This window comes from Streptomyces sp. NPDC022552 (assembly GCF_055561875.1).
This window is the reverse complement of record NZ_JBVHGJ010000007.1, coordinates 195,223-220,388: the sequence shown is the minus strand read 5'-3', so window position 1 is coordinate 220,388 and position 25,166 is coordinate 195,223. Positions and strand designations below refer to the sequence as shown.

Annotated in this window: 21 protein-coding genes and 1 tRNA gene; 10 read left to right on the top strand and 12 right to left on the bottom strand. The window is 71.8% G+C overall.

Translation table 11 applies throughout. The features are described 5' to 3' along the window. Nucleotides 1–9 precede the first annotated feature (9 nt). The gene (locus ACZ3OF_RS20635; protein WP_361671733.1) at nucleotides 10–444 is read left to right on the top strand and encodes a hypothetical protein; all 435 of its coding nucleotides are present in this window, start codon (nucleotides 10–12) and stop codon (nucleotides 442–444) included. 101 nt (nucleotides 445–545) lie between these two features. On the opposite strand, the gene ACZ3OF_RS20630 is transcribed toward ACZ3OF_RS20635, so the two are convergent. The 7 genes from ACZ3OF_RS20630 to ACZ3OF_RS20600 form a co-directional block, all read right to left on the bottom strand. Next, nucleotides 546–1,490 carry a right-handed parallel beta-helix repeat-containing protein gene (locus ACZ3OF_RS20630; protein ID WP_467306052.1) on the bottom strand — a complete coding sequence of 315 codons (945 nt, stop codon included), beginning with the start codon at nucleotides 1,488–1,490 and terminating at the stop codon, nucleotides 546–548. Between the two features lie 25 nt (nucleotides 1,491–1,515). Next, nucleotides 1,516–1,588 (bottom strand) — tRNA-Arg (locus ACZ3OF_RS20625). A 318-nt stretch (nucleotides 1,589–1,906) separates the two neighbouring features. Next, nucleotides 1,907–2,731 carry an ABC transporter permease gene (locus tag ACZ3OF_RS20620; RefSeq protein WP_467306050.1) on the bottom strand — a complete coding sequence of 275 codons (825 nt, stop codon included), beginning with the start codon at nucleotides 2,729–2,731 and terminating at the stop codon, nucleotides 1,907–1,909. Then, the gene (locus ACZ3OF_RS20615) at nucleotides 2,728–3,741 is read right to left on the bottom strand and encodes an ATP-binding cassette domain-containing protein (protein ID WP_361671742.1); all 1,014 of its coding nucleotides are present in this window, start codon (nucleotides 3,739–3,741) and stop codon (nucleotides 2,728–2,730) included. Before ACZ3OF_RS20615 ends, ACZ3OF_RS20620 begins: the two co-directional genes overlap by 4 nt. 278 nt (nucleotides 3,742–4,019) lie before the next feature. Continuing rightward, nucleotides 4,020–6,296: an MMPL family transporter gene (locus tag ACZ3OF_RS20610; protein ID WP_361671745.1), complete on the bottom strand. Its 2,277-nt coding sequence runs from the start codon at nucleotides 6,294–6,296 to the stop codon at nucleotides 4,020–4,022. 457 nt (nucleotides 6,297–6,753) lie between these two features. After that, nucleotides 6,754–7,590: a DUF4097 family beta strand repeat-containing protein gene (locus tag ACZ3OF_RS20605; RefSeq protein ID WP_361671747.1), complete on the bottom strand. Its 837-nt coding sequence runs from the start codon at nucleotides 7,588–7,590 to the stop codon at nucleotides 6,754–6,756. A gap of 103 nt (nucleotides 7,591–7,693) precedes the next feature. Continuing rightward, nucleotides 7,694–8,227, bottom strand: coding sequence for a hypothetical protein (locus ACZ3OF_RS20600; RefSeq protein ID WP_361671749.1), 534 nt, complete (start codon nucleotides 8,225–8,227; stop codon nucleotides 7,694–7,696). 172 nt (nucleotides 8,228–8,399) lie between these two features. Here ACZ3OF_RS20600 and ACZ3OF_RS20595 point away from each other — a divergent pair, with 172 nt between their 5' ends. Continuing rightward, a complete protein-coding gene (locus ACZ3OF_RS20595) occupies nucleotides 8,400–10,298 on the top strand; it encodes a class I adenylate-forming enzyme family protein (RefSeq protein WP_467306046.1) in 1,899 nt (632 codons plus the stop codon). Here the strand turns inward: ACZ3OF_RS20595 and ACZ3OF_RS20590 are convergent. After that, a complete protein-coding gene (locus tag ACZ3OF_RS20590) occupies nucleotides 10,285–11,574 on the bottom strand; it encodes a M6 family metalloprotease domain-containing protein (RefSeq protein WP_361671751.1) in 1,290 nt (429 codons plus the stop codon). The genes ACZ3OF_RS20595 and ACZ3OF_RS20590 overlap by 14 nt on opposite strands. A 298-nt stretch (nucleotides 11,575–11,872) precedes the next feature. Between ACZ3OF_RS20590 and ACZ3OF_RS20585 the strand changes: the two genes are divergently transcribed. Beyond that, nucleotides 11,873–12,547: a TetR/AcrR family transcriptional regulator gene (locus tag ACZ3OF_RS20585; protein ID WP_467306044.1), complete on the top strand. Its 675-nt coding sequence runs from the start codon at nucleotides 11,873–11,875 to the stop codon at nucleotides 12,545–12,547. Between the two features lie 107 nt (nucleotides 12,548–12,654). Then, nucleotides 12,655–14,166 (top strand): MFS transporter, encoded by a 1,512-nt coding sequence (locus ACZ3OF_RS20580; RefSeq protein ID WP_361671757.1) that lies wholly within the window; start codon nucleotides 12,655–12,657, stop codon nucleotides 14,164–14,166. A 37-nt stretch (nucleotides 14,167–14,203) separates the two neighbouring features. On the opposite strand, the gene ACZ3OF_RS20575 is transcribed toward ACZ3OF_RS20580, so the two are convergent. After that, entirely contained in the window at nucleotides 14,204–14,734 is a 531-nt protein-coding gene (locus tag ACZ3OF_RS20575) for a MarR family winged helix-turn-helix transcriptional regulator (RefSeq protein ID WP_361671760.1), read from the bottom strand. Nucleotides 14,735–14,858: 124 nt separating this feature from the next. Here ACZ3OF_RS20575 and ACZ3OF_RS20570 point away from each other — a divergent pair, with 124 nt between their 5' ends. After that, the gene (locus ACZ3OF_RS20570; protein ID WP_361671763.1) at nucleotides 14,859–15,647 is read left to right on the top strand and encodes a dioxygenase family protein; all 789 of its coding nucleotides are present in this window, start codon (nucleotides 14,859–14,861) and stop codon (nucleotides 15,645–15,647) included. A 56-nt stretch (nucleotides 15,648–15,703) separates the two neighbouring features. Here the strand turns inward: ACZ3OF_RS20570 and ACZ3OF_RS20565 are convergent, their stop codons facing one another. Both ACZ3OF_RS20565 and ACZ3OF_RS20560 read right to left on the bottom strand, forming a co-directional pair. Further along, nucleotides 15,704–16,750 carry a questin oxidase family protein gene (locus ACZ3OF_RS20565; RefSeq protein WP_361671766.1) on the bottom strand — a complete coding sequence of 349 codons (1,047 nt, stop codon included), beginning with the start codon at nucleotides 16,748–16,750 and terminating at the stop codon, nucleotides 15,704–15,706. Nucleotides 16,751–16,799: 49 nt separating this feature from the next. Further along, nucleotides 16,800–17,339, bottom strand: coding sequence for a GNAT family N-acetyltransferase (locus tag ACZ3OF_RS20560; protein ID WP_361671768.1), 540 nt, complete (start codon nucleotides 17,337–17,339; stop codon nucleotides 16,800–16,802). A gap of 147 nt (nucleotides 17,340–17,486) precedes the next feature. On the opposite strand from ACZ3OF_RS20560, the gene ACZ3OF_RS20555 reads away from it, so the two are divergent. Further along, nucleotides 17,487–18,494 (top strand): sigma-70 family RNA polymerase sigma factor, encoded by a 1,008-nt coding sequence (locus ACZ3OF_RS20555; RefSeq protein ID WP_361671772.1) that lies wholly within the window; start codon nucleotides 17,487–17,489, stop codon nucleotides 18,492–18,494. A gap of 81 nt (nucleotides 18,495–18,575) precedes the next feature. Here the strand turns inward: ACZ3OF_RS20555 and ACZ3OF_RS20550 are convergent, their stop codons facing one another. Continuing rightward, on the bottom strand, nucleotides 18,576–19,532 hold the full coding sequence (locus ACZ3OF_RS20550; protein ID WP_361671774.1) for a helix-turn-helix transcriptional regulator: 957 nt from the start codon (nucleotides 19,530–19,532) through the stop codon (nucleotides 18,576–18,578). A gap of 62 nt (nucleotides 19,533–19,594) precedes the next feature. Here ACZ3OF_RS20550 and ACZ3OF_RS20545 point away from each other — a divergent pair, with 62 nt between their 5' ends. The 4 genes from ACZ3OF_RS20545 to ACZ3OF_RS20530 all read left to right on the top strand — a co-directional run bounded on the left by ACZ3OF_RS20545 (nucleotide 19,595) and on the right by ACZ3OF_RS20530 (nucleotide 25,126). Next, nucleotides 19,595–21,133 (top strand): MFS transporter, encoded by a 1,539-nt coding sequence (locus ACZ3OF_RS20545; RefSeq protein WP_467306037.1) that lies wholly within the window; start codon nucleotides 19,595–19,597, stop codon nucleotides 21,131–21,133. Nucleotides 21,134–21,381: 248 nt separating this feature from the next. Beyond that, nucleotides 21,382–22,143 (top strand): DeoR/GlpR family DNA-binding transcription regulator, encoded by a 762-nt coding sequence (locus tag ACZ3OF_RS20540; RefSeq protein WP_361671778.1) that lies wholly within the window; start codon nucleotides 21,382–21,384, stop codon nucleotides 22,141–22,143. Further along, nucleotides 22,140–23,093: a 1-phosphofructokinase gene (gene pfkB / locus ACZ3OF_RS20535; RefSeq protein ID WP_361671781.1), complete on the top strand. Its 954-nt coding sequence runs from the start codon at nucleotides 22,140–22,142 to the stop codon at nucleotides 23,091–23,093. Before ACZ3OF_RS20540 ends, pfkB begins: the two co-directional genes overlap by 4 nt. Continuing rightward, nucleotides 23,090–25,126: a PTS fructose transporter subunit IIABC gene (locus tag ACZ3OF_RS20530; RefSeq protein ID WP_467306034.1), complete on the top strand. Its 2,037-nt coding sequence runs from the start codon at nucleotides 23,090–23,092 to the stop codon at nucleotides 25,124–25,126. The genes pfkB and ACZ3OF_RS20530 overlap by 4 nt, the downstream gene beginning before the upstream one ends. Nucleotides 25,127–25,166 lie beyond the last annotated feature (40 nt).

The following is a 25,166-nucleotide window of genomic DNA, read 5'->3' as shown; positions in this document are numbered from 1 at the left end:
AGTACGACCGTGAACGCGAAGCGCCGCCGACTGCTACTGGCCGCCGTGGCTCCCATGCTCGAGTCCGGGGAGCAGGTCGAGGTGACCGCCGTCGTGAACCTGAGCACGGTCTCGGTCCGCCGCACGGCCGCCTTCGCCGCCGCCTCGGCGATCATGAGTGGCGGCGCCATGGCGGTGATCCCGACGCCGGTGCCGATGTACCTGGCGATGACCGGCCGTCGGATCTTCATCTTCCGGGCGAACCCGATGTTCGCCCGCCCGGAGGAGCACCTGATGACGATCCCGCGCGAGGGCCTGGTCCGCTCGGAGATCAAGGAACGCGTCCTCAACTCCTCGTTCGTCATCTCCTCGCCCCACGACACCCAGGCCCTCCAGATCACCTTCCCCCTCCTGGCCCGCAAGGCGCGCAACGACGTGGCAACGGCCTTGCCGGTGGCGCCCTGACACCGCCACCGTGCCCAGGAGGCGGCCAGGGTGGCTGACGGGGGGCGGAGACCGAAGGGCACCCCTCGATGCCGAGGGGTGCCCGATCTTCTCCTGAAGCACTACCGCGGACCGGGGCGCTGGTGGGCGCCGATGTCGGTCGTGCCGTAGAGGCGGTTGCCGAAGTAGTCGTGCCTGCCCGGGTTCTCGATCGGTGTGCCCGCGCCGAGGGCGGGGGAGCCGGGGCGCAGCCGCAGGTCGCTCGGGCTGTCCGGGGTGGCGTCGAGGAACCTCGGGTCCGCCGTGACCGCGTGGGCGTCGCCCGCCGGGACGGCGCCCACGCCCACGTAGAGGTTGTGGTCGTAGGTGTTCAGCGCGTCGACGATGGGGGAGCCGCCCTCGGCGGTGCTGACGAAGATGTTGTTGCGGAAGGTCACCCCGCCCTTGCCGTTGTCGCTCACCATGGCCGTGCCCGTCCGGTCGGTGACGACGGTGTTGTTGTACACCTGGGTGTTGGTCGTCGCGGCCGGGCAGACCACGGAGATCACCCCGTACGGCGGGCTCCACGTGTTGCGGTCGCCGATGCTCACGTTGGAGCGGAAGACGTTGTCGGCCGACGTCATCCCGGTGGCGTTGCAGACGAGCAGGAAGCCGCCCTCGTTGTCGTGGCTGTAGTTGTACTGGTAGACGTTGCGGTTGTTCCCGCCGTCGAAGTCGAAGGCCTGCGAGTCGAGCGTCCCGTGGCCGCCGGTGACCTCGTTGTACTGGTAGACCGCGTCGTCGAGGTTCCACGCCCAGACACCGACGTTGTAGCCGGCGGAGCGCATGTTGAACCCGTCGACGTAGTTGTGCTCGACGAGCGCGTGGTGGCCGTGCTGGAGCACGATGCCGTCGCCCCCGACGTCGATCACCTCGTTGTCCCGGATGGAGCATCGAGCCGCTCCGACCCCGCGGAAGGGCGCGACACTCGCCACCGGGCGCGCGCCCGACCAGACCTGAGCAAGGCGCGGCCCCGGCGGCGGACCGCCCGTCGATGTCCGGCGTGGATGCCGAAGACCCCCAGCCATGATCGGCTGGGGGTCTTCTCGCTTGTGCCCCCGGCAGGATTCGAACCTGCGACACCCGCTTTAGGAGAGCGGTGCTCTATCCCCTGAGCTACGAAGGCGGGGATCCGTCGGAAAGCCTGTCCGGACAGTCTGCCTGGAGCGGTGGACTGTTCAGGCCTGCTTGGCGACAGGTCGTGGTGGCAGCCCGGGAGGGCGTAGCCACCGCGGTCAGTGTAGCGGGTGGTGCTTGATCCGAGGGTGGAGAGAGGTGCGTACCGGCCGAGGCCGCGGGCGTGTGGGTGATCTTGGGTGGCCGGCCGGTGCCCGGCACGGGGCGTTGGGCGCGGTACGCGTAGGGCTCGTGCGCCGGCCCCGGTGCCTCGCCTGGGGTTCAGGTGAGGTGCCGGGGCCGGTTCGCGGGGTCGGGGCCGGGGGGGTCAGCGGGTTACCTCACGGTTGAAGACCGCGCGGGACCAGAGGTAGCCGATCAGGGCCAGGGCCGCGCACCAGGCCAGGGCGATCCAGCCGTCGTTGCCGATCGGGGTGCCGAGGAGCAGGCCCCGCAGCGTCTCGTTGATCGGGGTGAAGGGCTGGTACTCGGCGAACCAGCGCAGGACCGTCGGCATCGAGTCCGGGGTGACGACCGCGCTGCCGAGGAAGGGCAGGAACGTCAGCGGCAGCGGGCCGTTGCTCGCGGCCTCGACCGTCTTGGCGCCCATGCCCATCGCGGCGGACAGCCAGGCCATGCCGAAAGCGAGGAAGACGAGCAGGCCCAGGGCGGCCAGCCACTCGACCAGCGAGGCGTTCGGGCGGAAGCCGATCGCGAGGGAGACGCCCGTGACCAGGACGAGGACCGCCGTGACCTGGATGACGCTGCCGAGGACATGGCCCGTGAGGATGGAGCCGCGGGAGATCGACATCGTACGGAAGCGGTTGACGATGCCCTCCGTCATGTCGGTGCAGACCGACACGGCCGTCGCGACGGCCCCCGAGGTCGCGGACATCAGGATGATGCCGGGCACCAGGTAGTTGGTGTAGTCGCCGCGGTCGTCGCCCGCCCCGATGCCCATGCCGAGCGCGCCGCCGAAGACGTACACGAAGAGCAGCAGCATCAGCAGCGGCATCACGAGGATCGAGATCGTCATCGAGGGGTAGCGCTGCATGTGCTTGATGTTGCGGCGCAGCATCGTCATGGAGTCGCGCAGGGCGTACGAGCGGGTGGCCTTGGCGGGCTCGGCCGGGGTGAGGGTCGCGGTGCTCATCGGGTCGACTCCTTCTGGGCGATGGTGGAAGCGGTGGGGGCGGCGGCCGGGGCGTGCTGCCGGCCGGTGAGGGTGAGGAAGACGTCGTCGAGGTCGGGGGTGTGCACCGTCAGCGACTCGGCCTGCAGCCCGGTGCCGTCGAGCGTGTCGAGGATGGCGCGGAGGTTGGCGACCGAGCCGTCGCTGGGGACCTGCAGGGTGAGCGACTCGGCGTCGAGGGCGGCGGTGCCGAAGATCGTGGCCGCCGAGGCGAGCTGGTCCTCGTCGGCGAACTGGAGGCGGACATGGCCGCCGGGGATCAGCCGCTTCAGCTCCTCCGCGGTGCCTTCGGCGACGAGCTTGCCGTGGTCGAGGACGGCGATGCGGTCGGCGAGGTGGTCGGCCTCCTCCAGGTACTGCGTGGTGAGGAAGATGGTCACGCCCTGATCCGTGACGAGGTCCCGGATGAGCTCCCACATCACGCGGCGGCTGCGCGGGTCGAGGCCCGTCGTCGGCTCGTCGAGGAAGATGATCTGCGGCCGGCCGACCAGCGTCATCGCGAGGTCGAGCTTGCGGCGCATACCGCCCGAGAAGGTGGCGACGTTCTTGCGGGCCGCCTCGGTGAGCTCGAACCGCTCCAGGAGCTCGGCCGCGCGGCGCCGGCCCTCGCTGCGGCTCAGGTGGTTCAGGTCGGCCATGAGGAGCAGGTTCTCCTCGGCGGTGAGCAGTCCGTCGACGGCGGCGAACTGTCCGGTGACGCCGATCAGGCCGCGTACGGAGTCGGCGTCGGCGGTCACGTCGTGGCCCGCGATCCGCGCCTGGCCCCCGTCGGCCGTGATCAGCGTGGAGAGGATCTCCACCGTGGTGGTCTTGCCCGCCCCGTTGGGGCCGAGCAGGGCGAAGATCGTGCCCTCGGGGATCCGCAGGTCGATGCCGTCGAGCACCACCTTGTCGCCGTACGACTTGCGCAGGCCGATGGCGGAGATCGCCGCGGCGCGCGTGCTGGTGGCCGCTGTGGTCGCGGTGTTCATGGGAGCGGGCCTTTCTCTTCCGGGGAGTCCTGGGGTGGGTCTGGTGGGCCGGCGAGCCTGCCGGGTTTGGCGCCTCGTGGCGCCATTCCCGTGCCTCGCTTGCGCCATCATCGTGGCACATTCGTGGCGCCATGTCGAGCCCTAGTGGCGCCACTTGTGCCGTCAAGTGGCGCCGCGGCGCCTGGCCTGCGGTTTCGCCGTCCCGTGCGGAGAGCAGAAAGCGCCCCCGCCCGGCCTGAGCCGGTGCGGGGGCGCCTCGCGGAGGGCCGTGGGCCCGTTCAGCCGACCAGGGTGCGCTCCCGGTCCTGGCCCTGGTCCCGGCCCGCCGGCCGGGCCTGTGCCTGGCCGAGCTTCTCGCCCTCGACGTCGACCCGGGGCAGGATCCGGTCCAGCCACTTCGGCAGCCACCAGGCGGACTTGCCGAGCAGGGCGAAGAGCGCGGGCACGATCGCCATACGGACGACGAAGGCGTCGAAGAGCACGGCGATCGCGAGGGCGAAGCCGATCATCTTCACGAAGTCGTTGTCCTCGACGATGAAGCCCGAGAAGACGCTCATCATGATGATCGCGGCCGCGCTCACCACCCGGCCCCCGTGGCGGAAGCCGTCGACCACGGCTTCGGCCGGGCGTGCTCCGTGGGCGTACGACTCACGCATCCGGCTGACCAGGAAGACCTCGTAGTCCATCGCGAGGCCGAAGACCACGCCGATCATGAAGATCGGCATCGTGCTCATGATCGGTCCCGGTGCGTCGATGCCGAAGACATCGGCGAGCCAGCCCCACTGGAAGACCGCCACGACGGCACCGAGCGCCGCGGCCACCGAGAGCAGGAAGCCGAGGGCCGCCTTGAGCGGGACCAGGACGGAGCGGAAGACCACCATCAGGAGCAGGAACGCGAGGCCCACGACCAGGCCCAGGTAGGGCAGCAGCGCGTCGTCGAGGGTCTGCGAGAAGTCGATGAACATGGCCGTCTGGCCGGTCACGAGGATCCGGGACGCCGTGCTCCGCTCCAAGCCGCCCGCGGTGTCGCGGAGTTCGCGGACCAGCTCCTCCGTCTTCTTCTCGGTCGGTCCCGTCTCCGGGATGACGTTGAGGATCGCTGTGTCGCCCGCCTTGTTCGCAGTGGCCGGCGAGACCGAGGCCACGCCGTCCGTCTTGAGCAGCGCCTTGCCGACCTCGTCGCCGACGGCCTTCGCGTCCTGGGTGCCCGTGGTCTGCACGGTGACCATCAGGGGGCCGTTGAACCCGGGGCCGAAGGACTCCGAGAGCAGGTCGTACGCCCTGCGCTGCGTGGTCTCCGTCGACATCTGGCCCTCGCCAGGCAGGCCGAGCTCGAGGCCCGCGGCCGGTACGGCGACGGTGCCGAGGCCCACCACGCCGACGAGCAGCACGGCGACGGGGTGACGCAGGACGTAACCGGCCCAGCGGGAGCCCAGGTTGGGCCTGGTCTTCCCGGCCAGCTTCGCCGCGTGCTTGGCGGCCCGGCGCCGCTTGCGGTCCGACAGCGGCTTGACGGCGTACGCCAGGCGTCCCCTACGGGCCATCACCTTGACCGGCGCGAAGCCGAGGAGGGCGGGGACCAGCGTGATCGCGACGAGTACCGCGACCGCGACCGTGCCAGCCGCGGCGAGGCCCATCTTGGTGAGCATCGGGATGTTCACCACGGCGAGCCCGGCGAGGGCGACGATGACCGTGAGGCCGGCGAAGACGACGGCCGAGCCCGCGGTGCCGACGGCCCGTCCCGCCGCCTCTTCGGGGGTGCGTCCCTCGGCCCGCTCGGCGCGGAAACGGGACACGATGAACAGCGCGTAGTCGATGCCGACCGCGAGGCCGATCATCATCGCGAGCGTCGACGTCGTACCCGACAGGCCCAGCGTCGAACCGAGCGCCGTGATGCCCGAGATGCCGATGCCGACGCCGATCAGCGCGGTGATCAGCGGCATTCCGGCCGCGATCACCGAACCGAAGGTCAGGACGAGGACGATCGCGGAGACCAGGATGCCGATCTGCTCGCCGGTGCCGCCCATCGCCTGCTCGATCCTCACGGCGTCACCGCCGGCCTCGACGGTGAGTCCCGCCTCACGGGCCTGCTCCGTGGCCGCGTCGAGAGCGTCGTGCGCCTTGTCGTCGACCTCCATCGCGGGGACCTTGTACGTCACCACCATGTAGGCGGTCGTGCCGTCCTTGCTGATGCTGACGGCGGGGGAGTCGTACGGATCGGAGACACCCGCCACCTGCGGGGACGACGCCCCCAGCCCGGCGACGAGGCGCACGACCTCGGTCCGCTGCGCGGGATCCGTGATCTTCGCGCCGGCGGGGGCGCGGACGACGACCCGGGCACCGGCGCCGTCGGCACGCGCGTCCGGGAACTTCTCGGTCAGCAGGTCGAAGGCCTCCTGCGACTCGGTGCCGGGCATCGAGAACGTATCGGCCGGTGGCGCCGGCGTGGTGGAGGCGGCGAAGCCCATGCCGCCGAACACCAGCAGCCAGAGCAGCACCATCACCCCCCGGCGGCGGAAGGCGAGGCGGCCCAATCTGGAAAGGAACGTAGCCACGGTGGGGCTCCCGTAAGGGTCGATGGTGGTCAGTGCGGTGGGGTGCGGTGCCGTGCGGTGCCGTGCTGCGTGGGGTGCGTGGGGTGCGTGGCGTGCGGTGGAGAGCGGCGGGTTGTCCGGCCCGGCCGCGGGCAGCGCGAAATGGCGCCTTGGTGGCGCATGGGTGGCGCTGGTTTGGTGCACGGCTGATGCGAGCGGGCATCGCCATCATGGCATAGATATGGCGCCAATGCGAGCCATAGTGGCGCCATCAATGTGATGTGTGGCGCCGTGCCGTCGCCTCAAGAGGGCCGGCGGGCCGACGGCGCTGGGCGCGGGTCAGGCGGGGGCCGACGAGGGCATGGTGCGGCCGGGGTACGCCTCCCGGTGCCGGGGCCGTACGGGATTCCGGGGGCCGAAGGGCGGCCGGCTCGTCAGGCCGCCCTTCGCGTGGCGTCAGCCGGGGGAGAGCCGGCTCTCAGGCGCGGCGGATGATGATGTCGCCGACGCTCGTACGGCCCCGGACCTCGACCGTCTCGTCGGACTGGCCCGGCCCCTCGGCCGCCCCCAGCTCGTTGCGTACGCGGCCCGCCTTGGACCGCACGTCGAGCCAGGCGGCCGTGCCCTCGGCGATGCCGACCTCCAGACCGCCCGCTGCGGAGTCCAGGGTGATCTGCCCGCGCACCACCTCGTCGAGGCGGATCGCGCCGCTCGCCGTCTTGGCGGTGACCGAGGACCGGGCGCGTGCGACGCCGATGGGGCCGTTGGACGAGTTCACGCGCAGCTCGCCGCCGACCTCGCCGATCGTGGTCTCGCCGTTCAGGTTCTTGATGGTCGCCGCGCCGTCGATCCGGCCGACCCGCACCCGGCCCGACCCCTGGATCTCGGCCTCGCCCGTTGTGCGGTCCACCAGGATGTCGCCGTGCGAGGTCTTGAGCCGTACGGCCGCGGCCTCTTCCAGCTGGATGTCACCGGCGGCGGTCGTGAGGCGGCAGTCGCCGAACCGTCCCTCGCCGATCAGCTCGCCGAGGCCCGTGCTGCCGGTCAGCTCGGAACCCGCGGGCAGTTCGACGGTCACGTCGACAGCGCCGACCTTGCCGAAGAGTGAGCGCTTCTTGGGTCCCTTGACCAGCAGCTTTCCGCCTGCGCAGGTGACCTTGGTCTCCGCGGCGGCCTGGATGTCCAGCTTGTCGCCGGGGTCGCTCGGCACCACCTCGACGACGGTGTCGGTGCGCTTGCCCGCGACGATCCGGGCCCGCCCGATCTCGATCTCGACGGTGGCGGAGAGGGGTTCGGGGGTTTCGAACGTGGGCATGGCTGTGCCGTCCTTTGGCTGGGTGGAGGTAAGTGCCGGGGTGGTGTGCCTCGGTGGGGCTGTGGGGCAGGGGCGCGAGGTGTTCTGCCGGTTCCGGGTGCGGCTAGCGGACCCAGCCCGTGAATCCCTGCCCGACGGCGGGTCCCACGCCGGTCGTGCCGGTGCGGGTACGGCCCGTCGTGCCGGGTTCGAGGGCGGCGGTCACGGCCCGGACGAGCCAGGCGTTGACCGAGAGCCCCTCGCGGCTCGCGGCCTCCTCGACCCGGGCCTTGAGCTGGGCCGGCGGCCGGAAGTTGATGCGCGAAGTGGCACCCTCCTCGACCTCCACGGGAAGCGTCGGCGGGGGCGGCGGGGCCGGCAGCGAGGTCTCGGCCTCTTCGAAGATGTCGGCGGTGGGCGGCGGGGTCACCACGAACTCGGGGTTCAGACCGCGCAGGCGCAGGTCGACCGAGCCGGGCGCCAGGTCACGGGTGACCTCGTCCATCGCGTCCGACAGTGCGTTGAGCAGCGTCAGGCGGGCGGCCGACTCGAGCTGACCGGTGAGCCGGTCGGCCAGGGCGCGGGCTTCGTCGCCTCCGGCCTCGGCGGCCACGCCGAGCTCATGGCGGAGATTGTCTACGTAGGGCGTGAGGTCCATGACGCAATGGTGGCACCATCGTGGCGCCATTGCAAGTTCCGTGGCGCCATGTTGTGCCACGGTGTCGCCGTGTTGGCGCCATGGCTTCCCGGTGGTCGCTTCCTCGCCGAGGGGTCGGGCCGGTGTACGGGCCGGTTGACGGGGTGGCAGGGTGGACCTAGCGTCCGAGCGGGTGAGCAAGCGCTCAGGGAAGGTGGTCGTCGTGGGTGGCGTCGTCGATCGGCTGGTCGAGCCCGGGGCGCTCTTCGCCGTCGAGGGCGGGGTGTACGTCGAGGGCCCCCGCACGCTGCGCGAGTTCGTCGAGGCCACCTGGGCCTACGGGGACCGGCCGTTCCTCGTCTCCGAGGACGGGGTGATGAGCTACCGGGAGTTCTTCGACGCCGCCTGCGGGCTCGCCCGGAGCCTCGTCGATCAGTACGGGCTGCGGCCGGGCGACCGGGCCGCCGTCGCCATGCGGAACCATCCCGAGTGGCAGATCGCCTTCTGGGCCGCCCAGCTCGCGGGCCTCGTCGCCGTACCGCTCAACGCCTGGTGGACCGAGGACGAGCTCACGTACGCCCTCGACGACTGCACGCCCCGCATCCTCCTCGTCGACGGGGAGCGCGAGGAGCGCGTACGGGCGTGGGCGCGGGAGCACCGCGTACCCGGCATCGTCTTTCACGGTGGAGGCCGGAGCGGCGACGGCGGTGGCAGTGAAGGCCGGAGCGGCGAGGGCGTTGGCAGTGAAGGCCCTGGTGGTGACGGCCCTGGCGGTGACGGCCCTGGCGGTGACGGCGGCGGCCGGCTCCCGCGCGGCGGATTCCCGGCGTACGTACGCGACACCGACTCCCTCCTCGGGCCTCCGCCCGTCGAGGTCCTGCCCGAGCACGACGCGACCATCATCTACACGTCCGGCACCACCGGCCGCCCCAGGGGCGCCGTCGCCACCCACCTCGCGCAGGCCGGGGCCGCGATGAATCCGCGGTACTACGCCGCGGCCTCCGCCCTCGGCCGCGGCACGGTGCCCGGACAGGGGCCGGCGCCCGTCTCGCTCACCACGTTCCCCTTCTTCCACGTGGCAGCGTTCACCTCGTTCTACTCCGTCATGGCCGCCGGCGGGACCCTCGTCCTCATGCGGAAGTGGGACGCCGACAAGGCCCTGGAGCTGATCCGGCACCACCGCGTCACCCACTACGCCGGCGTCCCGACCACCGCCCTCCAGCTGCTCGACCGCGCCGAGGCGACCGGCGATCCGCTGGAGAGCCTCGTCATGCTCAACACGGGAGGAGCCGCCGCCCCGCCCGAGCTCGTGGCCCGTCTCGCCGCCGCGTACGGGGAGCGCGTCGAGCCCCGTAACGGCTACGGGCTCACCGAGACCTGCGGCGGCGTGTTCGCCAACTTCGGGGCCGAGTACCGCGCCCATCCGCGCAGCGTCGGCCGCCCCACGCCCGCCACCGAGGTCCGCGTCGACCGGCCCGACGGCGACGGCGTGGGGGAGCTGTGGCTGCGCGGACAGTCCCTCGTCCGCGGGTACTGGGGTGACGAGGCCGCCACCCGGGAGGCCTTCACCGACGACGGCTGGTTCCGCACCGGCGACCTCGCCCACGTCCGCGACGGGCGCGTCACCCTCGTCGACCGGCTCAAGGACATGGTGATCCGGGGCGGCGAGAACGTGTACTGCGTCGAGGTCGAGGCCGTCCTCCACGACCACCCGGACGTCCTCGACGCCGCCGTCCTCGGCGTGCCGCATCCCACCCTGGGGGAGGAGGTCGCCGCCGTCGTACGGCTCAAGGCGGCGTCGACCGTCACCGCCGAGGAGCTGCGGGCGCACGCCGGGGCCCGCCTCGCCGCGTTCAAGGTGCCCGCGCACGTCCTCGTACGGGACGACGAGCTGCCCCGCAACGCCACGGGGAAGGTGCTGAAGCGGCAGCTGCGGGAGACGCTCGCGGAGCTGCACGGCCTCCCGGGACCGCGCACGGACCGCCGGGCCGACGTCCGGGCCGATGCCGACGTCCGGGCCGAGGCCGGTGTCCGGGCAGACGATTCGGTCAATCTCCGGGCCGACGTCCCCGCCGCAGTCAGGACCGTGTGATCCGGACGCGGTACGCGCCCTTCGCGTCCTCGTCCACCACCGTGATCCGGATGCCGTTCGTCCGGTCCGTGAAGGTCTCGCCCGGGCGGTACGGGGCGTCCGACAGCTCCGCGTGGACGTTCGGGCGGCGCGTGCAGCCGCCGCTGTCCTTGTCGCTGTCCGCCACGGTCACCGGGCCGTGCCCGGTGTCGACGTCCGACTCGACGCGGTAGATCAGGACCCCCGGCTCGCAGACGGCCTCGTCGTTGCCCTCGCGGGTGCGGACCTCGACCGCGTACCCCGACTTCTCGGAGAGCGGCGCGAAGGCCAGCTTCCGGCCGCCCGCCGTGGCCAGCGGGGTCAGGAGGTACTCGGTGGTGCCCTGCCGGGACGCGCAGCCGACCTGGTCGTTGTCGAGCCAGCCCAGCTTCCACTTGTGCCAGCCGAGCAGGTCGTTGTTGGCCCCCCAGTCCTCGGACATGATGTCCCAGTGCCCGACCGTGCCCCCGCCGTCCACGGTGTACAGGTCGGGCAGGCCGAAGACATGGCCGTTCTCGTGCGGCAGGACGCGGTAGCCGGTCTCGGCGTACGTCCCCGAACCGTCGTCCTGGCGGCTGTAGACGAAGGACGTGTTGGAGAGCGGGACCCCGTCCGCGTACGGCGCCTCGTCGTTCCCCGAGAAGGTCACGGACAGGACGGTGTCCAGGGCCGAGGGCCCGGCGTTCGGGGTGACCAGGATGTTGACCAGGTCGTACGCGCTGAAGTCCACCTTCGGGTCGGCGGCCTTCACGATGTCCTCGACGAGGCCGCGGTAGCCCGGTTCGTACGGTGAGCCGCGCTCTATCCCGTACGAGGCGAACGGCTGCGGCATCCGCAGCCAGTCGGGTATCGGGGCTTCGGGGTGGTAGTGCAGGCGCCCGTACGAGCTGGTGCTGAACCATTCCGCCGTCTGCGGGAAGAACTCGTCGTACCGGCCGAGCGCCGTGCCCTCCCCGGGCGCGTCGGGGAAGTCGACCATCAGGTTGAGGGCTCTGACGCGGCCCGTGGAGCGGGCGTAACCCGGGGCGGTGGGCATCCCCTCCGACATCTGCACACCCATCGTCGTCGCGATCCGGCACGGCCCGAGCGCCGCCGAGGCGTCCGCGCCGTCCGCGGGGGGCGCGGAGGCCACCGGGCCCGCCGTCGCGGGTGCCGGGCCGGGGAGCGTGGAGCTGGCCGAGGCGAGTGCGGCGAGTGCGACGGCCGCCGTCGCGGCGAGAGCGACGGGTCTGCGTATGTGCCGGCGGGTCTGCTGCATGCGGTCGCCTCTCCTGATCAGAGCTGCTGCTCGATCAGCCTGTGTCGAGAGGCGCGGGGGCGCGCGCCGGGTTGGCCCGATCGTGGGTATTCCACGAGGCACGGGAGATGTGACCCACATCACATTCCAGGCGGGAAATAACCGGGGACTCGCTCCCCGTTTACGCCTGTGTTCGAGGAAGTGGGGACTCGATCCCCGGATCGAGATCTCGGTCGTGATCTCAGGTGTGGATCGCGGATGTGGATCTCGATCTCGGATGTGGATCTCAGATGTACTCAGATGTGAAGGAGGCCGTGGCGTGACCACCGAAGCCGACACCGCGCCCGCCCGTCGCGCACCCCGCCCGCGGGCCGACGCCCTGCGCAACCGGGAGCGGATCGTCGCGGCGGCCCGGGAGATGTTCGTCGAGTTCGGCCCGCAGGTGCCGCTCGACGAGATCGCGCGGCGCGCCGGGGTCGGCAACGCCACGCTCTACCGCAACTTCCCCGAGCGCAACGACCTCATCCACGAGGTCGTCGTTTCCGTCACGTCGCGCACCTCGGACCTGGCGGAGGAGGCGGCCGCGGCCGTGGACGCGGGGGAGGCCGACGCCTTCGACGCGCTCCGCCGCTTCACCCATGGCGCCGCCGACGAACGGATCGGCGCCCTGTGCCCGATGCTCGACGGCTCCTTCGACGCGAACCACCCCGAACTGCACGCCGAACGCGAGCGGTTGGAGTCGGCCGTACAGGGCCTCGTCGACCGTGCGCACCGGGCGGGCGAGCTCCGTGCCGATGTCGGTGTCGGGGACCTGCTGGTGGCCGTGTCCCAGCTCACCCGCCCGCTCCCGGGCACCGCCTGCCTGAACATGGACCGCTTCGTCCACCGCCATCTGCAGCTGTTCCTGGACGGTCTCGAAGCGCCCGCGCGCTCCGTGCTGCCCGGCTCGGCCGCCACTCTGGAGGATCTGCGGGGCGACTCCCACGAGCAGTGACCCCGAGCCGACCGTCCCGTGACCCGGTCGCGCACCTGAGCATCCCTTTGTAAAACCCCGTACTTACGTCCAGTTTTTCCTTTACGTACCAAGAGGTGGCTACCCCCATGTCCGAAACGGATCCCAGGCGCTGGAAAGCCCTGGTCTTCATCGCCCTCGCCCAGCTGATGGTCGTGCTCGACGCGACGATCGTGAACATCGCGCTGCCCTCCGCCCAGCAGGACCTGGGGATCTCGGACGGCAACCGGCAGTGGGTCATCACGGCCTACGCCCTCGCCTTCGGCGGTCTGCTGCTCTTCGGCGGACGCATAGCCGACCTGTGGGGCCGTAAGCGCACCTTCGTCGTCGGTCTGATCGGCTTCGCCGCCGCCTCCGCGCTCGGCGGGGCCGCGACCGGTGAGGCGATGATGCTCGGTGCCCGCGCGCTCCAGGGCGCGTTCGGCGCGCTGCTCGCGCCCGCCGCGCTCTCCCTGCTCGCGGTGATGTTCACCGACGGCAAGGAGCGCGCCAAGGCCTTCGGCATCTACGGTGCGATCGCCGGTGGCGGTGGCGCCGTGGGTCTGATCCTCGGTGGCTTCCTCACCGAGTACCTGGACTGGCGCTGGACCTTCTTCGTCAACATCCCCTTCGCGATCGTCGCCGCCGTCGGCGCGTACTTCGTGATCCGTGAGCCGGCCGGCGGCCGCAACCGCTCGCCGCTCGACATCCCCGGCGTGATCCTGTCCACCCTCGGTCTGGTCGCGCTCGTCTACGGCTTCACCCGCGCCGAGTCCGAGGGCTGGTCGGACGCCACGACCATCGGCATGTTCGTCGGCTCCGCCGTGCTCCTCGCCGCGTTCGTCCTGACCGAGGCGAAGGTCAAGTCCCCGCTGCTGCCGCTGCGCGTCCTGACCGAGCGCAACCGTGGCGGTGTGTACCTCTCGCTGGGCCTGGCCGTCATCGCGATGTTCGGTCTGTTCCTCTTCCTGACGTACTACCTCCAGGTCGTGAAGGGGTACTCGCCGGTCAAGACGGGCTTCGCGTTCCTCCCGATGATCGCGGGCATGATCATCGGTTCGACCCAGATCGGTACGCGGCTGATGACGCGGGTCCCCCCGCGCTGGCTGATGGGTCCGGGCTTCCTGACCGCCGCCGTCGGCATGCTGCTGCTGACGCAGCTGGAGATCGGCACCTCGTACGCCGGTCTGATCCTCCCTGCCCAGCTGCTGCTCGGCCTCGGCATGGGTACGGCGTTCATGCCGGCCATGTCGCTCGCGACGCACGGCGTCGACCCGCGGGACGCCGGTGTGGCCTCCGCGATGGTCAACACCTCGCAGCAGGTCGGCGGCGCCATCGGTACGGCTCTGCTGAACACGATCGCGGCCTCGGCCACGACCGCGTACATCGCCGACAACGCGGCCGGTGCCACGACCCAGGGCGCCCAGAAGCTGCTCCAGCTCCAGGGCATGGTCGAGGGCTACGCGGCAGCCATCTGGTGGGCCGTCGGCATCCTGGCCGTCTCGGCGGCGATCGCCGTCGCCCTCATCAACACCGGGAAGCCGGACGTCGGCGTGGTCGCCGGCTCCGGTTCGGGCGAGGGTGCCGAGGACGAGGTGAAGATCCCCGTCATCGCGCACTGACGTCCCGTCCCCGTACCGCCGCCTGCCCTGGTTCCGCTCAGCGGAGCCAGGGCAGGTCCGCGTTCGGGTCCGTCGGCTGGAGGCCCTCCGCCATCACCTTCATGATCTCGCCGAGCTGGGCCACCTGTTCCGGACCGAGCCGGTCGAACATCGCCTGCCGCACGGCGGCGACATGGCCGGGAGCCGTTCGCCTCAGCACCTCGAACCCCTCGTCCGTGAGACGCGCGAACTGCCCGCGCTTGTCGGACGGGCAGTCCTCGCGCACCACCCAGCCGCTCTTCTCCAGGCGGGCGACGGCGTGGGAGAGCCGGGAACGGGTGATCTTGGCGTCCTTGGCCAGTTCGGTCATCCGCAGCCGCCGCCGGGGCGCCTGGGAGAGGTGGACGAGCAGGCCGTAGTAGACGTGCGGCATCCCGGCGTCGCGCTGCAGCTGGCGGTCGAGATGGTCCTCGAGGAGGGTGGTGGCGTGGAGGTACGCGCGCCAGACGCGCTGCTCCTCGTCGCTGAGCCAGCGGGGCGCGTCCGTGTGTGCCGCCGTGCCGTCGGGTGCCGTGGTCATGCGGTCCATCCTACGACTCGTCCTTGAAAGTTGAACTACATCGTCCTACGCTCAGGGTGAGGCACGCTTGAACCTTCAAGCATTGAACCTCTCTGCCCCTTACCCACCCCTCGGATCACGGGAGGCGGTCGTCATGGACGCCACGCTGGAACGGATGCCCGCCCTCTACCTCTCGCACGGCGCCCCGCCGCTCGCCGACGACCCGGTCTGGCCCGGCGAGCTGGCCGCCTGGTCCGCCGGCCTGCCGCGGCCCAAGGCGATCCTGATGGTCTCCGCCCACTGGGAGGAGGCCCCGCTCGCCCTCGGCGCGACCGAGACCGTCCCGCTGGTCCACGACTTCTGGGGATTCCCCGAGCACTACTACCAGGTGCGGTACGCGGCCCCCGGCGCGCCCGGACTCGCCGCGTCCGTCCGTGCGATGCTGCGCGGTCCCGGTACGCCGGTGCAGGACATCCCCGACCGGGGGCTCGACCACGGCGCGTACGTCCCGCTGGTGGAGATGTTCCCGGACGCCGACGTTCCCGTACTCCAGATCTCCCTGCCCACCCTCGACCCGCGGAAGCTGATGGACATCGGCCGCCGGCTCGCGCCGCTGCGCGACGAGGGCGTCCTCATCGTCGGCAGCGGCTTCTTCACCCACAACCTGGCCGCGCTGCGGCACGTGGGGGCCGGGGTGCCGGGCTGGTCGGCGGAGTTCGACGACTGGGGGCGTCACGCGCTGGAGGCGCGGGACATCGACGCGCTCCTGGACTTCGAGCACACGTCCCCGGCGGGCCGCCTGGCCCATCCGCGTACGGAACACTTCGCGCCGCTGTTCGTCACCCTGGGCGCGGCGGACGCGGCCGGTGACCTGGACGGAGGGCGGAGCGTGATCGACGGCTTCTGGATGGGGCTCGCGAAGCGCTCGGTCCAGTTCGGGTAGGGGATGCGGCGGGTCCGGCGGGTCCCGGGGTCCGGCGGCTCCGGCTTCCGGGGGCTCTAGAAGGCCGGAGGGTTGAGATCGATCGCGCGGACGGCGGCGGTCAGTGCGAGCGGGTCGCCGACGTCGAGCGCGGTGTCGGCGAACTTGATCGTGTGGTCGTCGCCATGTGCCGTGGCCCGCTCGAAGATCTCCTCCGGGGTGAGGGCCGTCCCGCTGTACGGCGCCGGCTCGCGCGGCGTGTAGGCCGCGGTCACGGCGGCCGAGGCGGCCCAGGCGGCCGCGAGGCTCGCCGGCCAGAGCTCGCGCGGGAGTGCCGGGAGCGCGCGCAGGACGGCGTTGGGCGCGGTCGCCGCGTGGACCAGCATCGTGGGCTCGCCGTGGCCGTGCGTGGCGTAGCGGTGGGTCGCGGCCGTGACCAGCTCCGTCAGCGAGGCGCGCGCGGTGTCGGGGTCGGCGGTCGTCCCCCAGCTCGGGAACGCGGTCAGCTGCGCGAGGCGCGTGCGGATCCCGCCCTCCTGGTCGGGGACGGGGGGTACGGCGTCGAGGGCGGCGGCCGCGGTGGGTGCCGGGGCCAGCGGGGTGAGCGCGGGCAGCGGCTGTGCGCGGGCCGCCCAGTAGCCGAGCGCGTGGGCCAGCTCGGTGCGGCGCGGCGCCGTCTCCTCGGTCGTCAGCAGGGTGCGTACGGCGTGACCGGTACGGATCACGGGGTGGGTCGCCCCGGCCGCGATGCCCGGGAGCAGGCGCGGCCACCACTCGGCGAGCACCTCGCGCCAGGGCCGTTCCGATGTCTCCCGCTCGAAGAAGCAGGCCCAGTCGGCGATGCGCGCCGGGTCGCCGAGCGCCTCGCGCCAGGTGGCGGCGGTGACCGGGGTGTGGGGCGCCGGCATGTCCTCCAGCTTGGGCCGGTACCGGTCCAGCCAGCGGTGCACGGCGGGGGCCTGGCCGTGGCGCACGAGAGATTCGACGGCCATGGGGGCGTGGTTGCTGAGCCAGCCGTTCCGCTCCGGGCCGCTGGCGTGGAGACGCTGGAGGGCTTCGTCGAGGATGCCGGAGCTGTCGATGCCAGGGCTGTCGGTGCCTGAGATGCGCGCGGTGTCGGTCATGGTCGTGACCGTAGGCGGGGCGGTATCTCGTCCGTAACGGTCGGGGGACCTAGTCCCCGGGGCCGAGCCGCTTCTCGTACCAGGCCACGTCCCAGTACCGGCCGAACTTCCGGCCGACCTCTCCGTACGTACCGATGTGGCGGAAGCCGAACCGCGCGTGGAGGCGGATCGAGGGCTCGTTCGGCAGGGCGATCCCGGCGTAGGCGCGGTGGACGTCCTCGGCCGCGAGGGCCTCGAAGAGCCGCTCATAGAGGAGTGTGCCGATGCCGCGGCCGGCGGCGTCGGGAGAGAGGTACACGCTGACCTCGACGGAGGTGGAGTACGCCGGTTTCGGGCGGAACGCACTACTGGTGGCATATCCGAGAATTCGACTGTTCGCCCCTTTCCGGACATCGTGAGCAACCAGAAGGCGATGCGGGCCGTCTTCAGGGTGGGAGCGGAGCCAGGGGAGCCGCCGTTCCGGAGTGAAGGGCTCGGTGTCGAAGGTGATCGCGGTCTCACGGACGTAGTGGTTGTACAGCTCCGTGAGCGGCGCCAGGTCACCTTCCGTGCCCGGCCTGACCTGCACCTCTGTGTCTCTGAACGGCATGGGACCCCCTCGGTGGCGGCACAGGGTACTGCATGATCGCGAAAATCGATGCGCCGCGTGGGAATTCTGTCCTGATTCCAGTCGTTGTTTCCGTCGGATGCAGGGCACCCGAAAGGGTGTCGCGACCTACTCAGCAAGGGAGCACGCATGGCAACCCGTGCCGTCGCCCGTCGTCAGTCCTCCGCCACCAGCGGTAGCGGCAAGAGCCGGGCGAGCAGCGTTCGCGTCGTGGGCGGGGAGATCGCCGACCGCGACCTGGTCGGCATGTACCTCGACGAGATCGCCCGCACGCCCCTCCTCGACGCCGCCAAGGAGGTCGAGCTCTCCCAGACGATCGAGGCGGGTGTGTACGCCCGGCAGATCCTCGACGGCGAGGTGGACTCCGAGGCGGGCGGCGCGTCCCGTGAGGAGCTCGAAGCCCTGTACGAGGCGGGCGAGCGTGCCAAGGACCTCTTCATCAAGTCGAACCTGCGGCTGGTCGTCGCGGTCGCGCGACGCTATCCGCGTAGCGGGCTGCCGCTGCTCGACCTGATCCAGGAAGGGAACGCGGGCCTGGTGCGCGCGGTCGAGAAGTTCGACTACGCGAAGGGCTTCAAGTTCTCGACGTACGCCACGTGGTGGATCCGTCAGGCCATCACGCGGTCCATAGCCGACCAGTCGCGCACGATCCGGCTCCCCGTCCACCTGGTGGAGGAGCTGGGGCGGATCCGGCGTGTGCAGCGCGAGTTCAACCGGGAGAACGGCCGGGAGCCGGAGCCCGCGGAGATCGCGGCGGAGCTGGGCTCGACGCCCGAGCGCGTCGTGGACGTCCTGGACTGGGCGCGCGATCCGGTCTCGCTGAACATGTCGGTGGACGACGAGGGCGAGACGCAGTTCGGCGACCTCCTGGAGGACACCTCGGCGGTGTCGCCGGAGCAGTCGGTACTGACGCTGCTGCGCAGCGAGGAGCTCGACGACCTGATCGACAAGCTCGACCACCGCACGGCGTCGATCATCCGGATGCGGTACGGCATCGAGGACGGCCGCGAGCGCACGCTGACGGAGGTCGGCAAGGAACACGGCCTGACCCGTGAGCGGATCCGCCAGATCGAGAAGCACGCGCTGCTGGAGCTGAAGAAGATGGCCCGCGACACGGGCTTCGACGCGGTGGCCTAGAGCGGCCGGCCCCCCGGCCCCTGGGAGCGTGGCGTCCGGGGGGCCGGGCCCCTATGCGCCCCGCCCGCCCGGCCTCGGCCCCTACCCCGTGGCCGCCGACAAGCGGGCGCCCAGGTCCTTGGCGTACGTCAGCAGAGCGGACGGGGCGTGGATCGTGAAGGGGGCGTCCACCAGGGCCAGGCGGATGGCCAGCCATTCCGTGGAGTCCGTGGTGCGCGTGCGCAGCCGGCACGTGGTCGGGCCCGTCGGTGCCGGGGCGAGGTGCGCCGGGAGGCGGGCGGTCACGAAGTCGGCCGGGGCGTCGAAGGTGACGTCCAGGTCCAGTTCCGGCTGTGCCCGGGACATCGAGCGCGTCATGTACTCGGCCGCGCCGCCCGCCGGAAGCTCCCGCGGGGCGAAGCGCGCCCCCGTGGCGAAGGGTTCGGACACCCGGTCGACCCGGAACGTACGCCAGTCCTCGCGCTCCATGTCGTACGCCACGAGGTACCACCGCCGTCCCGTCGACACGAGCCGGTACGGCTCGACCAGGCGGCGCGACTCGGTTCCGTCCCCCGCGCGGTAGCCGAACCGCAACCGCTCCTGTGCCGTCACCGCGCCCGCGAGGGCCGTCAGTGTCGACGGCGCGACCGTCGCCCCGTCCCCGCGCGTCAGCGGGATCGTCGCGTTCTGCAGCGTGGAGACCCGGTGGCGCAGCCGCGACGGCAGCACCTGCTCCAGCTTGGCGAGCGCCCGCACCGACGCCTCCTCCACGCCCTCGATCGCGTGCCCGGCCCCCGCCCGCAGGCCCACCGCGATCGCGACCGCCTCCTCGTCGTCGAGGAGCAGCGGAGGCATCGCCGTACCGGCGACCAGGCGGTACCCGCCCACCGCGCCCTTCGTCGCCTCCACCGGATAGCCGAGCTCCCGCAGCCGGTCGATGTCCCGGCGGATCGTGCGCGCGGAGACCGAGAGCCGCTCGGCGAGCTCGCTGCCCGGCCACTCGCGCGGCGTCTGGAGCAGCGAGAGCAGATTCAGGAGTCGTGCCGGAGTGTCCGTCATGTGTTCCAGCATGCGACGCATCTAGGACATCAGCTGACCTATATGGCCTCTACGTTTCTCGTATGAGTTCACACGAGACCGCCGTGCCGGGTGCAGCGGCCACCGACCGCAGGCGCTGGATAGCCCTCGCCATCGTCATGACCGCCGCCTTCATGGACCTGGTCGACGCCACGATCGTCAACATCGCGATCCCGAGCATCGAGCGGGACCTCGGCGCGTCCTTCGGCGCGATCCAGTGGATCACCGCCGGTTACGCCCTGGCGTTCGCCGCCGGACTGATCACCGGCGGCCGTCTCGGCGACATCTACGGCCGCAAGCGGCTGTTCCTGCTCGGCACTGCCGGCTTCACCGTCGCCTCCGCGCTCTGCGGCTTCGCCGCGAGCCCGGAGATGCTGGTCGCCTCCCGCCTGCTCCAGGGCGCGGCCGCGGCGATGATGGTCCCGCAGGTCCTGTCGATCATCCACGTCACCTTCCCCGCCCACGAGCGCGGCAAGGTCTTCGGCATGTTCGGCGCGATCATCGGCCTCGGCGCGGTCTCCGGCCCGCTCCTCGGCGCGCTGCTCACCCAGTGGAACATCGCGGGCCTGGAGTGGCGCCCGATCTTCCTCATCAACCTGCCGGTCGGCATCGCGGGCATCATCCTGGGCCGGAAGTTCATCACCGAGTCGAAGGCGCCCAAGGCGCTCCGCCTCGACATCGTGGGCGTTCTGCTCGTGACGCTCGCGCTGCTGATGCTGATCTACCCGCTGACGCGCGGCCGCGAGCTGGACTGGCCGCTCTGGGGCCACCTGTGCATGGCCGGCAGCCTCGTCGTCTTCGCCGCCCTCGTCGCGTACGAGAAGTACAAGACGAAGAAGGACGGCTCCCCGCTCCTCGAGCTGACGCTGTTCAAGGTGAAGAGCTTCGCGGCCGGTATCGCCGTCCAGCTGACCTTCGGTGTCGTGATGGGCATCTTCTTCCTGGTCTGGACGCTGTACATGCAGATCGGCCTCGGCTGGAGCCCCCTGAAGGCGGGTCTGACGGGCGTGCCGTTCTCGATCGCCGTCTCCACGGCGGCCGGTCTGTCGGTGCAGAAGCTCGTCCCGCGCTTCGGCCGCAAGGTGCTGCAGACGGGTGCGGCGACGATGGCCGCGGGCATGCTCCTCTACCTGTGGGAGGCCGGGCGGTACGGGACCGGCATCGAGGCCTGGCAGATGATCGCGCCGCTCGTCGTCATGGGTCTGGGCATGGGCCTGATCGTGGCCCCGCTGACGGACGCGGTCCTCTCGGACGTGCCGCGCGAGCACGCGGGCTCGGCCTCGGGCCTCATCAACACGACCGGGCAGATGGGCAACGCGCTCGGACTCGGGCTCGTGTCGGTCGTCTTCTTCGGCGTGATCGACGAGGAGCGGCTCGCGAAGGCCCCCGCGGAGGTCGGAGCGGCGTTCACGGACGCGTTCCAGAACGCGCTGGGGTGGGCGGTGGCGGTGCTCGCCGTGATCTTCCTGGTGATGTTCGCGCTGCCGGCGAAGCCGAAGCAGCACATCGAGGGCGCGGACGACGCGGACGGGGGCGCGGACGACTCCGTGGACGTCGAGAAGGAGCCGGTGCTCACGCACTGACCTTCCGCGCGGCGAGCCGCCGCGTACGACGGCGACGCAAGGCCCGGACCGGGGCGCCCCCGGTCCGGGCCTTGCGCCGTACCGGAGCGCCGACGGGCCGGTTCCAAGGGCCCGGGGCCTTCGGCCCGATTCCCGGCCGATGCCCGTTCGTGTCCGTAAGGGTGCCCGAATTCGTTTACTTTCTGCTCACGGGGGCGTAGCCTGCCAGTTAAACCACAAGTTCGGGCATGGAACGGACGTAAAACCACATGTACGCACCCGAGCGACAGCAAGCGATCCTCCGGCTCGCCCGGGAGAGCGGACGCGTCGACGTCCTCTCCCTCGCCGAGGAGTTCCAGGTCACCGCCGAGACCGTACGGCGGGACCTGAAGGCCCTCGACCGGGCCGGACTCGTACGCCGGGTGCACGGTGGCGCGATACCGGCCGGGCGGCTCGACTTCGAGCCGGACCTGGCCGAGCGTGAGGCGACGGCCGCCGACGAGAAGGAACGGATCGTGCGGGCCGCGCTCGCCGAACTCCCCGACGAGGGAAGCGTCGTGCTCGACGCCGGCACCACCGTCGCCCGGCTCGCCGCCGATTTCCCCCTCGACTGCGGGCTGACCGTCGTCACACACGCCCTGCCCGTCGCCGCCCGGCTCGCCGACCACCCCGGCATCGACCTCCACCTCGTGGGCGGCCGGGTCCGGCACCGTACGCGCGCCGCCGTCGACGCCTGGGCGCTGCGCGCGTACGGGGAGATCCGCGCCGACGTCGCCTTCCTCGGCGCCAACGGCTACTCGCCCGACCTCGGGCTCACCACCCCCGACCTCGCCGAGGCCGCCGTGAAGCGGGCCGTGATCGCCTCCGCCCGCCGGGTCGTCCTCCTCGCCGACTCCGCCAAGTTCGGCGAGGAGCACTTCGCCCGCTTCGGTGCCCTCACCGACGTCGATCTGCTCATCACCGACAGCGGGCTCAGGCCCGAGGACGCCGCGGCGATCGAGGCCGCGGGAACGGAAGTCGTACGCACATGATCCTCACCGTCACCCCCAACCCCTCGCTGGACCGGACGTACGAGGTCCCGGCCCTGGAGCGCGGCGAGGTGCTGCGGGCATCCGTCGAGCGGATGGACCCCGGCGGCAAGGGCGTCAACGTCTCCCGGGCCGTCGCCGCCGCCGGACACCGGACCGTGGCCGTCGTCCCGCTCGGCGGGGCACCCGGCGCGCTGGTCGCCCAGCTCCTGGCCGATCAGGGGATCGAGGTCGCGCCGGTGCCGGTGGCCGGCCACACCCGCTCCAACATCGCGATCGCGGAACCGGACGGCACGCTGACGAAGGTCAACGCCCCCGGTCCTGAGCTCACTCCGGGCGAGTCCGAGACCCTCCTCGCGACCGTCGGGGCCTACTCCCCGGCCGCGGACTGGATCGCCTGCTGCGGCAGCCTGCCGCGCGGCCTCGCGCCCGAGTGGTACGCGGAGCTGGTCACCCGCGCGCACGGCGCGGGCGCCCGGATCGCGCTCGACACCTCGGGCCCCTCGCTGCTCGCGGCCCTCGCGGCCCGGCCGGACGTCGTCAAGCCGAACGCCGACGAACTGGCCGAGGCGGTGGGCCGGCCCCTGACGACCGTCGGCGACGCGGTGAAGGCCGCGGAGGAGCTGCGGGGGCTCGGCGCAGGCGCGGTGCTCGCGAGCCTGGGCGCGGACGGCCAACTCCTCGTCTCCGCCGCGGGCATCTGGTACGCCACGGCGCCGGTCGACGCGGTCCGCTCCGACGTGGGCGCGGGCGACGCGTCCCTGGCCGGATTCCTCGCGGCTGGGGGAGAGGGCCCCGAGGCGCTGGCGGCGGCGGTCGCGCACGGCGCGGCGGCCGTCCGACTGCCGGGGAGCGAGATGCCCACCCCGGCCGATCTGAACCCGCCGGCGGTCACGGTGACCGACGACGTACCCCTCGACCGAGTACTCAGCGAGCAAGGGAGCCCGCGATGAGCAGAATGATCACCGCGGACCTGGTCGATCTCGACCTGTCCGCCGGCACCAAGGAAGCGGCGGCCCGCTCGCTCGCGGAGCGCATGGTCGCTCTCGGCCGAGTGACGGACCTGGACGGCTTCCTCGCGGACGTGGCCGCCCGCGAGGCCCAGATGCCGACGGGCCTCGACGGCGGCATAGGCATCCCGCACTGCCGCAGCGCCCATGTGGCGGCCCCCACCCTCGCCTTCGGCCGCTCCCGCGCGGGCATCGACTTCGGTGCCGCGGACGGCCCGGCGGACCTGATTTTTCTGATCGCGGCCCCGGCGGGAGCGGACGACGCCCATCTGACGATCCTCTCCTCGCTGGCCCGTCAGCTCATGGACGAGGACTTCACGAGGGCGTTGAGGTCGGCGAGTTCGGCGTCGGAGGCGGCGGCCCTGATCGCGGGCGAGGAGTCGGAGGCCGAGAGCGCCGAGGCGGACGGCTCCGCCGGCGTGGACGGCTCCGTGGGGGCGGACGGCTCCGCCGGCGTGGTCGCGGCGGCCCCCGCGCCCGCGCCCGCCGAGGCGGCCCCCTTCCGTATCGTCGCCGTCACCTCCTGCCCCACCGGCATCGCGCACACCTACATGGCCGCCGAAGCCCTCGAAAAGGCGGGCGAGGCCGCCGGTGTCGAGGTCGTCGTCGAGACGCAGGGGTCCGCCGGGTTCACCCGGCTCGACCCGGCGGTCGTCGAGGCCGCCGACGGCGTCATCTTCGCGCACGACGTTCCCGTACGAGAGAAGGAACGGTTCGCCGGAAAGCCGACCGTCGACGTCGGCGTCAAGGCCGGCATCAACCGGCCCGCCGGGCTGATCTCGGAGGTCCGAGGCAAGGCCGAACGTGGCGAGTTCACGGCTCCCACCGGGAGTCCGACCCCGGTCGAGAGCGCGGGCGAGCCCACCGAGGGTTACGGCACCAAGCTCCGCAAGTGGCTGATGTCCGGCGTCAGTTACATGGTCCCGTTCGTCGCCGCCGGCGGCCTGCTCATCGCCCTCGGCTTCGCCATCGGCGGCTACGACATCGACAAGGCCCCCTCCGTCGCGGAGCACTTCGCCTGGGGCCAGGCCGACAGCTGGGCCGCGCTGATGTTCCAGATCGGCGGCCTCGCGTTCGCCTTCCTCGTCCCGGTCCTCGCCGGTTACATCGCGTACGGGATGGCCGACCGGCCGGGCCTCGTACCCGGCTTCGTCGGCGGTTCGATCGCCCTCACCATCGACGCGGGCTTCCTCGGCGGCCTGGCCGCCGGTCTGATCGCGGGCGGGACGGTCCTCGCCATCCAGAAGGTGAAGGTGCCCGCGGCCCTGCGGGGCATCATGCCGGTGGTCGTGATCCCGCTGCTCGCGTCGATCGTCGTCGGCTTCCTGATGTTCCTGGTGATCGGCAAGCCCATCGCCGGTCTCCAGAACGCCCTCACCGACTGGCTCTCCGGCCTCTCCGGCGCCAACGCGGTCATCCTGGGAGCCCTGCTCGGCCTGATGATGTGCTTCGACCTCGGCGGCCCGGTCAACAAGGTGGCGTACGCCTTCGCCGTCGGCGGCCTCGCCACCCCCAACGAGGGTTCCCTGAAGGTCATGGCGGCGGTGATGGCCGCCGGTATGGTCCCGCCGCTCGCGATGGCGCTCGCGACGACCGTACGCGGCAGGCTGTTCACCAGGACCGAGCGGGAGAACGGCAAGGCGGCCTGGGTCCTCGGGGCCTCGTTCATCAGCGAGGGCGCGATCCCCTTCGCCGCGGCCGACCCGCTGCGGGTCATCCCGGCGGCCATGGCGGGCGGCGCGGTCACCGGCGCGCTGTCGATGGCCTTCGAGTGCACGCTGCGGGCCCCGCACGGCGGCATCTTCGTGATCCCGCTGATCGGCAACCCGCTGCTGTACCTGCTCGCGATCGTGGCGGGCACGGTGGTCAGCGCCGCGCTCGTGATCGTTCTGAAGGGCGCGCGGAAGTCGGCGCCCGAGGGGGCGGGCGCGGGGGAACTGCCCCAGGCTGAGACGAAGGTGGCGGCAGCGGCCTGACCGGCCCCGCGTGAGGTGCCCCGAGGGGCGGTGCGCTCCG

Excerpts from the sequence above, each read along its gene's own strand:
- ACZ3OF_RS20575 (WP_361671760.1), bottom strand. The coding sequence starts at position 14,734 with ATGGACCGCATGACCACGGCACCCGACGGCACGGCGGCACACACGGAC.
- ACZ3OF_RS20540 (WP_361671778.1), top strand. The coding sequence starts at position 21,382 with ATGTACGCACCCGAGCGACAGCAAGCGATCCTCCGGCTCGCCCGGGAG.
- ACZ3OF_RS20560 (WP_361671768.1), bottom strand. The coding sequence starts at position 17,339 with ATGCCGTTCAGAGACACAGAGGTGCAGGTCAGGCCGGGCACGGAAGGT.
- ACZ3OF_RS20600 (WP_361671749.1), bottom strand. The coding sequence starts at position 8,227 with ATGGACCTCACGCCCTACGTAGACAATCTCCGCCATGAGCTCGGCGTG.
- ACZ3OF_RS20570 (WP_361671763.1), top strand. The coding sequence starts at position 14,859 with ATGGACGCCACGCTGGAACGGATGCCCGCCCTCTACCTCTCGCACGGC.
- ACZ3OF_RS20565 (WP_361671766.1), bottom strand. The coding sequence starts at position 16,750 with ATGACCGACACCGCGCGCATCTCAGGCACCGACAGCCCTGGCATCGAC.
- ACZ3OF_RS20530 (WP_467306034.1), top strand. The coding sequence starts at position 23,090 with ATGAGCAGAATGATCACCGCGGACCTGGTCGATCTCGACCTGTCCGCC.
- ACZ3OF_RS20555 (WP_361671772.1), top strand. The coding sequence starts at position 17,487 with ATGGCAACCCGTGCCGTCGCCCGTCGTCAGTCCTCCGCCACCAGCGGT.
- ACZ3OF_RS20615 (WP_361671742.1), bottom strand. The coding sequence starts at position 3,741 with ATGAACACCGCGACCACAGCGGCCACCAGCACGCGCGCCGCGGCGATC.
- pfkB (WP_361671781.1), top strand. The coding sequence starts at position 22,140 with ATGATCCTCACCGTCACCCCCAACCCCTCGCTGGACCGGACGTACGAG.
- ACZ3OF_RS20550 (WP_361671774.1), bottom strand. The coding sequence starts at position 19,532 with ATGACGGACACTCCGGCACGACTCCTGAATCTGCTCTCGCTGCTCCAG.
- ACZ3OF_RS20605 (WP_361671747.1), bottom strand. The coding sequence starts at position 7,590 with ATGCCCACGTTCGAAACCCCCGAACCCCTCTCCGCCACCGTCGAGATC.
- ACZ3OF_RS20590 (WP_361671751.1), bottom strand. The coding sequence starts at position 11,574 with ATGCAGCAGACCCGCCGGCACATACGCAGACCCGTCGCTCTCGCCGCG.
- ACZ3OF_RS20630 (WP_467306052.1), bottom strand. The coding sequence starts at position 1,490 with ATGGCTGGGGGTCTTCGGCATCCACGCCGGACATCGACGGGCGGTCCG.
- ACZ3OF_RS20545 (WP_467306037.1), top strand. The coding sequence starts at position 19,595 with ATGAGTTCACACGAGACCGCCGTGCCGGGTGCAGCGGCCACCGACCGC.
- ACZ3OF_RS20580 (WP_361671757.1), top strand. The coding sequence starts at position 12,655 with ATGTCCGAAACGGATCCCAGGCGCTGGAAAGCCCTGGTCTTCATCGCC.
- ACZ3OF_RS20620 (WP_467306050.1), bottom strand. The coding sequence starts at position 2,731 with ATGAGCACCGCGACCCTCACCCCGGCCGAGCCCGCCAAGGCCACCCGC.